This is a genomic window from Bradyrhizobium sp. Tv2a-2 (genome assembly GCF_000472425.1).
Lineage (GTDB): Bacteria > Pseudomonadota > Alphaproteobacteria > Rhizobiales > Xanthobacteraceae > Bradyrhizobium.
In genome coordinates this window covers 378,431-391,612 of the sequence record NZ_AXAI01000005.1, presented here as the reverse complement: position 1 = coordinate 391,612, position 13,182 = coordinate 378,431, and the positions used below count along the sequence as shown (strand labels likewise).

At 64.0% G+C, this 13,182-nt stretch carries 10 protein-coding genes; 3 read left to right on the top strand and 7 right to left on the bottom strand.

Going from position 1 to position 13,182, the window contains the following annotated elements:
* The first annotated feature begins 172 nt into the window (after positions 1 to 172).
* The gene (gene gspD, locus A3AI_RS0113090) at positions 173 to 2,536 is read left to right on the top strand and encodes a type II secretion system secretin GspD (RefSeq protein WP_024516014.1); all 2,364 of its coding nucleotides are present in this window, start codon (positions 173 to 175) and stop codon (positions 2,534 to 2,536) included.
* On the top strand, positions 2,508 to 3,041 hold the full coding sequence (locus A3AI_RS0113085) for a tetratricopeptide repeat protein (protein WP_084800900.1): 534 nt from the start codon (positions 2,508 to 2,510) through the stop codon (positions 3,039 to 3,041). Before gspD ends, A3AI_RS0113085 begins: the two co-directional genes overlap by 29 nt.
* A 133-nt stretch (positions 3,042 to 3,174) precedes the next feature.
* Here A3AI_RS0113085 and A3AI_RS0113080 read toward each other — a convergent pair whose 3' ends face one another.
* The 4 genes from A3AI_RS0113080 to A3AI_RS0113065 form a co-directional block, all read right to left on the bottom strand.
* Complete coding sequence (locus tag A3AI_RS0113080; RefSeq protein WP_024516012.1) at positions 3,175 to 3,957, bottom strand: alpha/beta fold hydrolase; 783 nt, start codon at positions 3,955 to 3,957, stop codon at positions 3,175 to 3,177.
* 5 nt (positions 3,958 to 3,962) lie between these two features.
* Positions 3,963 to 5,258 carry an O-acetylhomoserine aminocarboxypropyltransferase gene (locus A3AI_RS0113075; protein ID WP_024516011.1) on the bottom strand — a complete coding sequence of 432 codons (1,296 nt, stop codon included), beginning with the start codon at positions 5,256 to 5,258 and terminating at the stop codon, positions 3,963 to 3,965.
* A gap of 210 nt (positions 5,259 to 5,468) precedes the next feature.
* The gene (locus A3AI_RS0113070) at positions 5,469 to 6,983 is read right to left on the bottom strand and encodes a Do family serine endopeptidase (RefSeq protein WP_024516010.1); all 1,515 of its coding nucleotides are present in this window, start codon (positions 6,981 to 6,983) and stop codon (positions 5,469 to 5,471) included.
* Between the two features lie 169 nt (positions 6,984 to 7,152).
* On the bottom strand, positions 7,153 to 7,617 hold the full coding sequence (locus A3AI_RS0113065; RefSeq protein ID WP_024516009.1) for an Lrp/AsnC family transcriptional regulator: 465 nt from the start codon (positions 7,615 to 7,617) through the stop codon (positions 7,153 to 7,155).
* 160 nt (positions 7,618 to 7,777) lie between these two features.
* Between A3AI_RS0113065 and A3AI_RS0113060 the strand changes: the two genes are divergently transcribed.
* Complete coding sequence (locus tag A3AI_RS0113060) at positions 7,778 to 8,791, top strand: 1-aminocyclopropane-1-carboxylate deaminase (protein WP_024516008.1); 1,014 nt, start codon at positions 7,778 to 7,780, stop codon at positions 8,789 to 8,791.
* 53 nt (positions 8,792 to 8,844) lie between these two features.
* Here A3AI_RS0113060 and recQ read toward each other — a convergent pair whose 3' ends face one another.
* The 3 genes from recQ to A3AI_RS0113045 all read right to left on the bottom strand — a co-directional run bounded on the left by recQ (position 8,845) and on the right by A3AI_RS0113045 (position 13,094).
* Positions 8,845 to 10,686 (bottom strand): DNA helicase RecQ, encoded by a 1,842-nt coding sequence (gene recQ / locus A3AI_RS0113055; RefSeq protein WP_024516007.1) that lies wholly within the window; start codon positions 10,684 to 10,686, stop codon positions 8,845 to 8,847.
* Positions 10,687 to 10,797: 111 nt separating this feature from the next.
* Positions 10,798 to 11,778, bottom strand: coding sequence for a homoserine O-succinyltransferase MetA (gene metA / locus A3AI_RS0113050; RefSeq protein ID WP_024516006.1), 981 nt, complete (start codon positions 11,776 to 11,778; stop codon positions 10,798 to 10,800).
* A gap of 14 nt (positions 11,779 to 11,792) precedes the next feature.
* On the bottom strand, positions 11,793 to 13,094 hold the full coding sequence (locus A3AI_RS0113045) for an O-acetylhomoserine aminocarboxypropyltransferase/cysteine synthase family protein (RefSeq protein WP_024516005.1): 1,302 nt from the start codon (positions 13,092 to 13,094) through the stop codon (positions 11,793 to 11,795).
* Between the last annotated feature and the right edge of the window lie 88 nt (positions 13,095 to 13,182).

The following is a 13,182-nucleotide window of genomic DNA, read 5'->3' as shown; positions in this document are numbered from 1 at the left end:
TACGAAGCGGACCCGTGGCGCGCGGCACTTATGACAAAGTTGTCATCAAGTCATCAAACAGCATCGCTAAGTACGGTCCGCTGCCGCCGTTGCGTGAGCGCTGGGCCTGCCCGGGCCTGCGCGCGCGATCGGCTGCGGGTGTTGAAGTATCAAAAGTTGGATCGGCAATAACATGGTGTGCGTCGGCAAACAGGGCCGATCCCGGGCAGCCGCACGCGGCTTTGGCGCGACTGTGATCGCGCTCTTTTTGGTCGGTCTTCTGACATCCTGCAACCTGGCGACGATGAATGGGTCAACGGCGCCCGCCGACATCGACGTCCTCGACAAGGTGCGTTCCACCGACATCATGCCGCGCCAGCCCGAGACTGTCGGCGGCGTGCAGAGCAATGTGGGCCAGCGTGCCAGGGCCGCCGTCTATGAGGGGACCGAGGTCACGGATGTCGGCGATAGCAGGCTTGTGACGCAGCCGGCATCGGGCGGCCCCGGCTATGACCTCAATTTCGAGAACACGCCGGTGGCGACCGTCGCCAAGGTGGTGCTGGGCGATATCCTCAACACCGGCTACACGATCGACCCGCGGGTGCAGGGCACCGTGAGCCTGGTTTCGGTGCGTCCGGTGGCGAAATCCGACATTGTCTACGTGCTCGAAAGCGCCCTGCGCCTCTCTGGCGTCGTGCTGCTGAAGGATGCCGCCGGCTACAAGCTGACGCCGCTGGGCGACGCAGTCGGCGCCGGCCGCGTCGACAGCGCGGCGGCAACTCCCGAGCCGGGCTACGGCGTCTCGGTGGTGCCATTACAATATGTGTCGGCGCAGACCATCCTGAAGCTGATGGACTCGTTTGCCACCAAGCCGGGCAGCGTCCGCGCCGATCCGACCCGTAATATTCTTTTGATCCAGGGCACCGGTGCGGAGCGGCGCACCGCGGTCGACACGGCGCTCTCGTTCGACGTCGACTGGATGCGCGGACAGTCGGTCGGCATCTATCCGGTCTCCAACAGCGCGCCCGAGCCGATTATTGCGGAATTGGAAAAGATCATGGATTCCGGCGACGCTGGCATGAGCGCGAGCCTTGTGAAATTCCAGCCGATGAGCCGCCTCAACGCCATTCTGGTGGTCAGCCGCAAGCCTGCGCTGTTGCACACCGCGGCGACATGGATCAAGCGGCTGGATCAGGCCGACACAGCCCGCACCAGCGTCCATGTCTATCGGGTGAAATACGGCGAGGCGCGCCAGATCGCGAAGGTCCTCACCGACATGTTCATCGGCGGCTCGTCCTCCTCGCTCGACAGCGCAGACAACCAGCTCGCGCCGGGTTCGGGCCTGAGCTCGAGCTCGAGCGTGGCCGATCGCCTGTCGCTGAACTCGAACTCCGGGTCGGCTTCGAGCAATGGTTTTGGCTCGACCGGATCATCCTCGACGGGCGGCACCTCGCCTTTCGGCGCGATGCAACAGACGAGGGCAGGTGCCGGCAATAGCGGCAGCACCGGCAGCAACAACAATAACAACAACTCCGGCGCGCTCGATAGCCATACCGCAGGCAGCAACGGCCAGCCGATCATGCAGAACGTGCGCATCACCCCCGATATCGTCAACAACGAGCTCCTGATCTACGCCGATCAGCCCAATTACAAGATCATCGAGGCGACGCTGGAGCAGGTGGACCGGCCGTCTCTGCAGGTCGCGATCGATGCGACCATCGCCGAGGTCACGCTCACCAATGAATTGAGCTATGGCGTGCAGTTCTTTCTCCAGAAGCAGGGTGTCGGTTCGCTTCTGAATACGCAGTCGACGTCGGCCCCAGCCTCGGGCACGACGACGACGACTGATAGCAGCGGCAATTCGGTCGCGAGCACCGTGACCAGCGCGTTAATCAATCGCGCCTTCCCGGGCTTCAATTTCCTGCTCGGGTCGGAGACCAACCCGCACGCCATTCTCGATGCCCTGCATACGGTAACTTCGGTGAAGGTGCTGTCGAACCCTTCGCTGGTCGTCATCAACAATCAGGTAGCGACACTGCAGGTCGGCGACGTCGTACCTGTCTCGACCGGCAGCGCCACGGTGCTGACGACCAGCAACACCGTGGTCAACACCATCGACTACCGCAACACCGGCATCATCCTGCGTGTTTCACCACGGATCAGCGTCAACGGCACGGTCCGGCTCGAAGTCGAACAGGAGATCAGCAACGTCACCCAGACGACGGCCTCGAGCCTGACACCGACCGTGTCGGAGCGCCGGGTGAAGAGCTCGATTTCGGTCGCGAACGGGCAGACCGTTCTGCTTGCAGGTTTGATCAGCGAGGAGCAGGACGGCAACCGCACCGGCATTCCCGTACTGGACGAGATCAAGGGCCTTGGCGACGCGTTCTCGCATCAAGACAAGAAGGGGACCCGCACCGAGCTGATCATCTTCATTCGGCCCCAGATCATTCGCGATGGCACCGATGCGCATCACGTCGCTGAGGAACTGCGGTCGAAGCTGCGTGGCAGCGTGGGAGCGAGCACCGATGATCTCACGATTCATACCGTGCATTGAGCGCAAGGCGGTGCCCCGTGTCCTCGTCGCGGCGTTTGCGCTCTGCGCCTGCCTTGCGCTCTCGCTGCCCGCTGCACGCGCAGACACGCTCGCAAGCGCCAACGCGGCTTACGCGCGCGGCGACTACATCGGCGCCGTCAAACTGCTGACGCCGCTGGCGCTGCGGGGCAACGCCCGTGCTCAGTCCTTCCTCGGCTTCATGTACGAAAACGGCTACGGCGCTCCGCAGGCCTATACCGAGGCGGCCGATCTTTACGTTCAGGCCGCGATCAGCGGCAATCCGTTCGGCCAGGCCATGCTCGGCCTGATGTACGACAAGGGCCACGGCCTGCCGCAGGATTTCGTGCTCGCCTATAAATGGCTCAATCTCGCGGCGGCACGTGCCGCAAAGCACGAGCGCGATTATTTCCTGCGGTTGCGCAATGCAGTGGCCTCGAAGATGTCGCCGGCGCAGATCGCGGAAGGCCAGTATCTCGCTTTGTGCTGGACGCCGGGATCGCCGTAGGCGATCACGCGCGGTTTGGAACGCGAGCCCGAGAATCGTGGCGCACCAGGATCGCCTGTGTCTTCGCATCCGAGCGTGTGCCGCCGATCGCCTCGATCGCGAAGGGGCGGGACTGTGATCCCGCAGCGCTACGTCAGCCCCTGATCGCCGCCAGCAGCGCATCCGGCCGTTCCGACATCATCATATGTCCGGCGCCCGCGAGCACCACTGTGCGTGCATTGGGGATCGCTGCGGCCAACGCCTTGCCGGCCTTTGCGGGTGTCATCATGTCGCGCTCGCCGAGGATCACGGTGGTCGGCACCTTGACCATCGCGGCCGATACAGGCGCATCGAGATAGGCGTTGCATGCAGCCAGGTCGGAATAGAGCACGCCGGGCGCGCAGTATTGCAGCGTGCGTTGCGCGCCGCCATGCATCCACAGGCCCGGCGCCAGGCTGCCGCCGAGTTCGGCGGAAAACCCCAAGCCCCAGATCGAGACCATGTCGATGGCGGCCTGGTCATTGGCTTCCGCGGCTTTCAGCAGGTCGGGGCCGACGGTCATGGCCGCCGCGGTGCCGATCAGGCTGAGCGCCGACACCTTGTCGGGATGCCGTGCCGCGGTATCGAGCGCGATCAGCGAGCCCATGGAATGGCCGATCAGATGCGCCTTGCTCGCGCCGGCCGCATTCAGCAGTGCCGCCGTCCAATCGGCCATCTCGGCGATGCTGCCAAGCGCGGGGCCCGCCGAGCGGCCATGGCCTGGCAGATCGGGCACCAGCACCGAAAAGCCGTTATGCGCAAACCAGCGGCTGTGCAGCGCCCAGGCGGTGTGATCGAAGCCGGCGCCATGGATCAGCACGACGGCCGGAAGTGATCTGTCGAATTCGCGGCCGCCTGTCGCAACAAAAGCCTGCTTGCCGTTCACCTGGAGATTCATGGGCATCAAACCTTTTGCGAGGCGCGCAGCGCGAGGCCGAGATCGTCGATGATGTCCTGGGCGGCTTCGATGCCGACGGACAGCCGCACCAATTCCTCGCCGATTCCGGCCGCCTTCAACTGTGCGGCGTCCATCTGCTGATGCGTGGTCGAGGCGGGGTGGATCACCAGCGTCTTGGCGTCGCCGACATTTGCAAGGTGGCTGATCATGCGCAGGGACTCGATGAATTTGCGGCCCGCCGCTCGGCCGCCCTTGATGCCGAAGCTGACGATGGAGCCGGCGCCGCGCGGCAGCAAGCGCTTTGCCAGTTGATAGTCCGGGTGATCCTCCAGCGAGGGATGCAGCACCCATTCAACCGCCTTGTTGCTCTTGAGAGCATCCAGCACCGCGTGGGTGTTCTGCATGTGCCGGTCCATGCGTACCGCCAGCGTCTCGACGCCCTGCAGGAGCTGGAACGCATTGGTCGGCGAGATGCAGGCGCCGAAATCGCGCAGGCCTTCGGTGCGGGCGCGCATGATGAAGGCCGCCGGGCCGAACTGCTCGTCAAAGACAATGCCGTGATAACCGGCATAGGGCTCGGTCAGCACCGCGAATTTCTCCGACGCTCGCCAGTCGAAGCGGCCGCCATCGACGATGGCGCCGCCGATCGCAATGCCGTGGCCGCCCAGCCATTTTGTCACGGAGTGCATGACAATATCGGCGCCATGGTCGATCGGGCGGCTGAGATAAGGCGTCGCAAAGGTGTTGTCGATCAGGAGTGGAATCTTTGCATCATGCGCGATAGCAGCGACCGCGGATGTGTCGAGCACTTCGAGCCCGGGATTGCCGATGGTCTCGGCGATCACGAGCCGCGTGTTTGGCCGGATTGCGGCGCGGAAGGCCTGGTGATCGCGCGGCTTTACGAACGTCGTGGTGATGCCGAAGCGCGGCAGCGTATGTGCAAGCAGATTGATGGTGCCGCCATAGAGCGAGGCGGAGGCGACGATGTGGTCGCCGGCATTGAGCAAGGTCGCAATGGCCAGATGCAGCGCCGCCATGCCGCTCGCGGTGCAGATCGAGCCGACGCCATTCTCCAGCGCCGCCAGCCGCTCCTCGAGCACGGCGGTCGTCGGATTGGAGATGCGGGTATAGATGTGGCCGGCGCGCTCCAGATTGAACAGCGCCGCGGCGTGCTCGGAATCCTGGAACACATAGGAGGTCGTCTGGTAGATGGGCACCGCGCGGGCGCCGGTCGTTGGATCCGGGTGCTGGCCGGCGTGCAGGCTCAGGGTCTCGAACGCGGGTGGTTTGGGCGCGGGCATTGTGAACTCGCTGATCGGCAGGGCGCGGCGTGACCGCCCTTGTGCCACAAATTGCCGCGCGGTGGCAGCCCTTCCAGCGCCTCTGGTCTTTGGCCGCACATTCTTTGTCCGCCAGCTCTTCCCAGCGGGGAGAAGTCAAAAAAGCGCCCGCCGCCCGCGCCTGGAGAATGCGCGGACGACGGGCTCGTTTCGCCTACCTGATCGGACCGATCAGCCGATCGGCATGGCGACGAAGTGGGTGTTGTCGGCGGTCTTCACCTGCATCAACACCTGGTGCTTGCCTGCGCTCTTGGCATCGGCCAGCGCCTTGCGCAGCTCGGTGACGTTGGAGACGCTGTTGCCTCCGACGGAGAGGATCACGTCACCTGACTTGAAGCCGTGCTCAGCGGCCGGACCTTCCGGATCGACATTGGTGACGACTACACCCTTGCTGCCGGCGCCGGCGACTTCACCGGCCGGTGCGACCGAGAGCCCGAGATGCGGGGTCGACGCGGAGCCTTCCTCCTTGCCCGCATTCGCCTCACGCTGGTTCGGCATGGTGGCGAGCGTCACGTCGAAGGTCTTCGAATCGCCCTTGCGCAGCACGTCGAGCTTGACCGTGGCGCCGGGCGTCATGGTCGAGATCTCGCGGGCGAGCTCGCGCGAATCCTTCACCGCCTTGCCGTTGACTGCGGTGATGACGTCACCCGGCTGGATGCCGGCCTTCGCCGCGGGCGTGTCGGATTGCGCCTCGTCGACCAGCGCGCCTTCGGCCTTCTTCAAGCCGAGGCTTTCGGCAATTCCTGCCGTGACCGGCTGCACCTGCACGCCGATATAGGCGCGGGTCACCGAACCATGCTCCTTGAGCTGTGCGATCACGGCCTTGGCCGTCGCCGCCGGGATGTCGAAGCCGATGCCGACCGAGCCGCCGGAGGGCGAATAGATCGCGGTGTTGACGCCGATCACATTGCCATTGATGTCGAAGGTCGGGCCGCCCGAATTGCCCTTGTTGATGGGCGCGTCGATCTGGATGTAGCTGTCATAGGGGCCGGAGCCGATGTCGCGGCCTTCGGCCGAGATGATGCCGGCGGTCACGGTGCCGCCGAGCCCGTAGGGATTGCCGACCGCGACGACCCAGTCACCGATGCGCGGCTTCTGATCCTCGAAGTTGACGTAGGGAAAATCCTTCTTGCCCTTGTCGTCGACCTTGATCAGCGCAAGGTCGGTTTTCGGATCGGTGCCGATCACCTTGGCGGTATAGATGGTGCCGTCATCGGTCGTCACCTTCACCGAGGAGGCGTGATCGACAACGTGGTTGTTGGTCACCGCATAACCGTCGGCGGAAATGAAGAAGCCGGAGCCGAGACCGGTGATCTCGCGATGCTGCGGCGCCATCCGCATGCGCGGGCCGTTCTCGCCATATTGATGGAAGAATTTCTCGAACGGCGAGCCGGAGAACGGCGAGGCATCCTCATCGTCGCTCTGTCCCCCGTGCGAAGACACAGCGTCGGCGTCCACCTTGACGCTGACGGCGATCACGGCAGGCTTCACCTTGGCGACGAGATCGGCGAAGCCGGTCGGGCCTTGTTGTGCGCTCTGGATCGCGGCATGGGCGGGCGAGGCGAGGTGGTTGCCGGCGAGCGGGCCGCCCAGCATCAGGGCCGAACCGAGCACAGCGACCGAGCCGAGCAGCGCCAGGCGCCGCGCCGACAAGATCTTGCGAATGGGATGGGCGTTCTCTGTCATTTGGCTTTTGTCTCCAAAATTGGGTTGAGGCTCGTTGGCCTTGTTCGGAGAGTTAACGCGCGTGGCCTTACCGCAGCCTGTCGGCGTCATTAAAAGGTGCTTGCCGGGGAATTAATTCGAATTAATGCTCGCAAAGAGCTGCGACGGTTCACCGCAGTACATTTACGTATCAGAAATCCAGCGGCGCGTTGTCGACGACTTCCTTCATCACAAAGAAGGTGCGCGTCTGCCGGACACCGGGCAGCGCGATCAGCTGCTCGCCGTGGATGCGGTTGAAATCCTCCATGTCGCCGACGCGGATCTTGAGGAAGTAGTCGAAATCGCCGGCGACGAGGTGGCAGTCGAGCACGAATTTCAGTTTTGCCACCGCCTGCTCGAAAGCGGCAAAACTCTCGGGCGTTGAGCGGTCGAGCACGACGCCTACCATCACCAGTGCGCCCTTGCCGACGTTGCGCGGGGCGATGATGGCTCTCGCCTCGCTGATGAAACCCTCTTCGAACAGGCGCTGGGTGCGGCGATGGCAGGTGGCGGGGCTGACCCCGGCCATCCCGGCCAGCTCCGCGTTGCTGAGCCGGGCGTTATTCTGCAGCAAACGCAGCATCTTGAGGTCGATGCGATCCAGCTTGGCCGACATGGAAGATTCTTCCATCATTAGGTAGGAAGATGGCACTAGTGGCAGAGATTGTGTAAAATACTGCAAGTATTCAGGACTTTCGAGCGTAAAATTCGGGAGCACCTTTCCAGCACTTAGTGCTAGAGCTCCGGCCAGCAACCACTCATTCGGGGCAGCCAGCATGCTGGAAAAATTCGCGCGCTATCCGCTCACCTTCGGGCCCACTCACATCGAGAAGCTGGACCGGCTGTCGCGCCATCTCGGCGGCAAGGTCGAACTCTATGCGAAGCGGGAGGACTGCAACTCCGGTCTCGCTTTCGGCGGCAACAAGCTGCGCAAGCTCGAATACATAATTCCCGACGCCATCGCCTCCAACGCCGACACGCTGGTGTCGATCGGCGGCGTGCAGTCGAATCACACCCGCATGGTTGCGGCGGTTGCGGCCAAGCTCGGCATGAAGTGCCGCCTGGTGCAGGAAGCCTGGGTACCGCATGAGGACGCAGTCTATGATCGCGTCGGCAACATCCTGCTCAGCCGCATCATGGGCGCGGACGTGCGCCTGGTCGAGGACGGCTTCGACATCGGCATCCGCAAGAGCTGGGAAGAGGCGATCGAAGAGGTGAAGGCCGCGGGCGGCAAGCCCTATGCGATCCCGGCCGGCGCCTCCGTTCACAAGTTCGGCGGGCTCGGCTATGTCGGCTTTGCCGAAGAGGTGCGCGCGCAGGAGAAGGAGCTCGGCTTCAAATTCGATTATATCGTCGTCTGCACCGTCACCGGCTCGACCCATGCCGGCATGACGGTCGGCTTCGCCAAGGACGGCCGCGCGCGCCGGGTGATCGGCATCGATGCATCCTTCACGCCCAATCAGACCAAGGCGCAGGTGCTCGATATCGCGCGCAACACCGCGGCACTTGTCGAGCTTGGCCGCGACATCGAGGACGACGACGTCGTGCTGGTCGAGGATTACGCCTACCCGGCCTATGGCGTTCCCTCCGACGAGACCAAGGACGCCATCCGTCTCTGCGCGCGGCTGGAGGGCATGATCACCGACCCCGTCTATGAAGGCAAATCCATGCAGGGCATGATGGACCTGGTGAAGAAGGGCTATTTCCCTGCCGGCTCCAAGGTGCTCTACGCCCATCTCGGCGGCGCGCCCGCGATCAACGGCTATGCGTATGCGTTCAGGAATGGGTGATGCTTGAAGTTCACCTCGCGCCGCAAGCGGGGCGAGGTGAAGCGCGTTCCGCCTCACGGCTCGGCGCGATGCGCGTTGATCACTTCCATCAGCTCCGTGCCGTAGTGCTCGAGCTTCCTGTCGCCGATGCCGGCAACGCCGCGTAGTTCGGTGAGCGTGGCGGGGCGCGCGGCGGCGATACCGTCGATGGTGGAATCGTGCAGCACGACATAGGCCGGCACGCCGCGCTTCTTCGCGGTCTCGGTGCGCCAGGCCTTCAGCGCGGTATAGAGCACGGCGTCGGTCTTGCTCTGGCCGGGGGAGGCGGGCGCGAGCTCGCCGCGCCTTGACTTCGCCCGGATGGTGCGGTTGCGCGCGCCCTCCGCTTCCTCGCGCAGCCGCACCTCGGTCTCGCCACGCAACACGCCGCGCGCTGATTCAGTGAGCCTCAGCGCGCCATAGGCCTCGCTATCCGCGTGCAGATGCCCCATCGCGATCAGTTGCCGCAGCACCACGCGCCATTGCTTTTCGTTGAGCTCGCGCCCGATGCCGAACACCGAGAGCTTGTCATGCCCGAATTGCTGCACCTTCTCGGTCAGCCGGCCGACCAGCACGTCGAACACATGCATGGCGCCGAAACGCTGTCCGGTGCGATAGACGCAGGACAGCAGCTTTTGCGCCAGAATCTTGCCGTCGCGGACGCGCGGCGGTGTCAGGCAGTTATCGCAATTGCCGCAGTTCTCGGACGCGAAAGTCTCGCCAAAATACGACAACAATCGCGCGCGCCGGCAATTGACAGTTTCGGCAAGGCCCACCAGCGCATCGAGCTTCTGCGCCGACACGCGCTTGAAGCTGTCGGATGCATCCGAATCGTCGATCATGCGCCGCTGCTGCACGATGTCCTGCAGGCCGTACGCCATCCACGCCGCAGAAGGTTTGCCGTCGCGCCCGGCGCGGCCTGTCTCCTGATAATAGGCCTCGATGCTCTTGGGCAGATCGAGATGGGCGACATAGCGCACGTCGGGCTTGTCGATGCCCATGCCGAAGGCGACGGTCGCCACGATCACCACGCCGTCCTCGTTGATGAAGCGGTCTTGATGGCGCGCACGAACGCCGGCATCGAGCCCGGCATGATAGGGCAGGGCGGCAATGCCGGCGTCTTGCAGCGCGCGCGCGACGTCCTCGACCTTGGCGCGCGACAGGCAATAGATGATGCCGGCGTCGCCGGCGTGGCGCTCGGCGATGAAGGTCTTGAGCTGACCGACTGCGTTCTTCTTGTCGACGATCTCGTAGCGGATGTTGGGGCGGTCGAAGCTCGAGACGAATTGCGGCGCGTGATCGAGCGACAGCCGCTCGACGATCTCCTGCCGCGTCAGCGCATCGGCGGTTGCAGTCAGGGCCACGCGCGGCACGTCGGGAAAGCGTTCGGCGAGCACCGAGAGACCGATATATTCGGGGCGGAAATCATGCCCCCATTGCGAGACGCAATGCGCCTCGTCAATGGCAAACAGCGCGATGCGCGCCTGTTCCAGCAGTGACAGGCAGCGCGGATTGAGCAGCCGCTCCGGTGCGACATAGAGCAGATCGAGGTCGCCCGCGATCAGCCGCCGCTCGACCTCGGAAGCCTCCTGGTAGGACAGGGTCGAGTTCAGCACCGCGGCATTGACGCCGGCTTCGACAAGCCCCGCGACCTGGTCTCGCATCAACGCGATCAGCGGGGAGACCACGATACCGCAGCCATCGCGGAGCAACGCGGGCAACTGATAGCAGAGCGACTTGCCGCCGCCGGTCGGCATCAGCACCAGGCAGTTGCCGCCATCGGTGACATGCCGGATGATCGCGTCCTGCGCGCCACGAAAGGCGGTGAGTCCGAAGACGGAGCTGAGGGTCGAGTGGAGGCGGTCGGTTTCGGACACGCGGGCGGAACGGCTTGCGAAAAGGAGAGCGCGACGGGGGATTGCGGATCGCCCCCAATGTAGCGGGCTTTGCGTGCCGCCGCCACCCCGACCGGGATAAAGACGGCGTGGTTATCCCGGCTGTCGCCCGAGAAAAGCCAGCCAATTTCGCAAGATCACATGTGCGGCGACGCCCGCGGCGATATCGACGCGCAGCGTCAGACCGGGCAGTTCGGCTGCGAGGGTCGGGTCGCGCCCGGATCTGGCGCGCTTTTCAAAGCTCGTGAGCTGGGCTTCGGTCGCTGCATCGAAATAACTCGCCGGGATTGCCGGATAGTCCTCCCGCTCGCCGGCGAGGTATCGGGCGAGGTCGCGCATATATTCTCGCTGCAGCGACAGCGCGTCATATTCCGGGTGGCCCTGGAAGAAGATGAATCGGCTGTCGAATTGCTTGGCGAAAATGTCGACGCCGGCCGCGTTCGACCGGGTCAGGACCCGGTAGCCGCGATTCACAAGATCGCTCTCGCGTACCTCGTTGAGGCGCGAATGCGGGACCTTCAGCGGTCCACGCAGGCCGCGGGTCAGCCAGTCGTCAGTGGCCTTGATGCAGGTCTGGACGCCTGAGCACTTTGCCGGCAGGCGCTGCCGCTCTATGCCGTCGAGATGCAGCACGGCCGCATGCGCGGCGAGGCAGGACCAGATCGTCGATCGCGTGTTGATCTTGGCCCAATCGATGATATCGGTCAGCTCGCGCCACAAGGTTTCCTGCGGAAGAGTACAGCCATTCGGCTCGGCGCCCGTGACGATCAGGCCGTCGAGCTTCAGCCGGCCGAGATCGGCGATATCGCTATATTCCTTCTCGATATGTGCGCGCGCTTGCGAGGAACGGTTGACCGAGGGCAGCGAGAAGAAGTGGAAGTGGATCGTGGCCTGTCCCGCCGCGCCGCTCAGCAGACGCGAGAATTGTCTCTCGGTCGGTTTCAACGCGCTGTCGGGCATGTTGTTGACGAGGCCGATGGTGAGCTCGCTTCGTTCGCCGTGATCGAACGCGTCCTGCCCCGGCGCCAGCGTCGGGCTTGCGATCGACTGCTTCTTGTCGAACAGAAGGATCATGATAATCCTGCCGTCTATTCGGCGGCCTCGAGCCGGCCCCGGTCCGGGCAGGCTTTCGCCAATGCCTGGTCGATATCCTCGATGATATCGGCGACATGCTCGATGCCGACCGAGAGACGAATGGTCTCGGGAAGGATGCCTGCGATCCTTTGCTGCTCGCGCGACATCTGCCGGTGTGTGGTCGAGGCCGGATGGCAGGCGAGCGACTTGGCGTCGCCGATATTGACGAGACGCGTGATCAGCTTCAGCGCGTCATAAAAAGTCTTGCCCGCCTCCATCCCGCCCTTGATGCCGAAGGTGAACAGCGACGAGGCATTGCCGTTGAGATATTTCTGCACGAGCGGGTAATAGGGGCTGTCGGGGAATCCCGCATAGTTCACCCAGGCGACGCGCGGATCGGCCCGCAGGAATTCCGCGACCTTGCGCGCGTTTTCGACATGGCGCTCGACGCGCAGCGCCACGGTCTCGATGCCCTGCAACAGCAGGAAGGCGTTGAACGGCGACAGCACCGCGCCCATGGTGCGCTGATAGACGCTGCGCGCGCGCTCGATATAGGCCTTGGGTCCGAAGCGGTCGGCGTAGACGAGGCCGTGATAAGACACGTCTGGATCGTTGAACGCCGGGAAGCGGGCATTGCCCTTCCAGGGAAAGCGGCCGCTGTCGACGATGGCGCCGCCGAGCGTGGTGCCGTGACCGCCGAGGAATTTTGTCAGCGAATGCGCGACAATGTCGGCGCCGTAGTCAAACGGCTTGAGCAGAATCGGCGTTGCCACTGTGTTGTCTATGATCAGTGGCACGCCGTGGCGATGCGCGACTTTCGCCAGTGCCTCGATGTCGCAGACATTGCCCGCGGGGTTGCCGATGCTCTCGGCAAACACGGCCTTGGTGTTCTCGTCGATCAATCTCTCGATCGCCTCGGGACGGTCGCTCTCGGCAAAGCGGCCAGTGATGCCCTGGCGTGGCAGGATATGCGCCAGCAGCGTATGGGTCGTGCCATAGAGCTGCGGCACGGAGACGATATTGCCGCCGCCGTCGGCGACATTGACAAATGAAAAATGCAGCGCAGCCTGGCCGGTCGCGACCGCCAGCGCCCCGACGCCGCCCTCGAGCTCGGCGATGCGCTTTTCCAGCACAGCACTCGTCGGGTTGGCAATCCGGCTGTAGCGAAAACCTTCGGCTTCAAGGTTGAAGAGCGCGGCGCCGTGGTCGGCGCTGTCGAAAGCATAGGATGCGGTCTGGTAGATCGGGACGGCAACCGCCTTGGTGGTCGGGTCGGTATCGTAGCCGGCGTGAATAGCAATCGTCTCGTTGCGCATCATCGACCTCCACCTGAGCGCCTCGCTTTTCTTTCAAGGATCGCGTTTGGCGCTGGCCCCTGATTAGGAGCGAGGGGTGAAGGGAGCA

What these genes read in the sequence shown, in the direction of transcription:
- gspD (WP_024516014.1), top strand. Translation starts at nt 173, where the DNA reads ATGGTGTGCGTCGGCAAACAGGGCCGATCCCGGGCAGCCGCACGCGGC.
- A3AI_RS0113085 (WP_084800900.1), top strand. Translation starts at nt 2,508, where the DNA reads ATGATCTCACGATTCATACCGTGCATTGAGCGCAAGGCGGTGCCCCGT.
- A3AI_RS0113080 (WP_024516012.1), bottom strand. Translation starts at nt 3,957, where the DNA reads ATGAATCTCCAGGTGAACGGCAAGCAGGCTTTTGTTGCGACAGGCGGC.
- A3AI_RS0113075 (WP_024516011.1), bottom strand. Translation starts at nt 5,258, where the DNA reads ATGCCCGCGCCCAAACCACCCGCGTTCGAGACCCTGAGCCTGCACGCC.
- A3AI_RS0113070 (WP_024516010.1), bottom strand. Translation starts at nt 6,983, where the DNA reads ATGACAGAGAACGCCCATCCCATTCGCAAGATCTTGTCGGCGCGGCGC.
- A3AI_RS0113065 (WP_024516009.1), bottom strand. Translation starts at nt 7,617, where the DNA reads ATGTCGGCCAAGCTGGATCGCATCGACCTCAAGATGCTGCGTTTGCTG.
- A3AI_RS0113060 (WP_024516008.1), top strand. Translation starts at nt 7,778, where the DNA reads ATGCTGGAAAAATTCGCGCGCTATCCGCTCACCTTCGGGCCCACTCAC.
- metA (WP_024516006.1), bottom strand. Translation starts at nt 11,778, where the DNA reads ATGATCCTTCTGTTCGACAAGAAGCAGTCGATCGCAAGCCCGACGCTG.
- A3AI_RS0113045 (WP_024516005.1), bottom strand. Translation starts at nt 13,094, where the DNA reads ATGCGCAACGAGACGATTGCTATTCACGCCGGCTACGATACCGACCCG.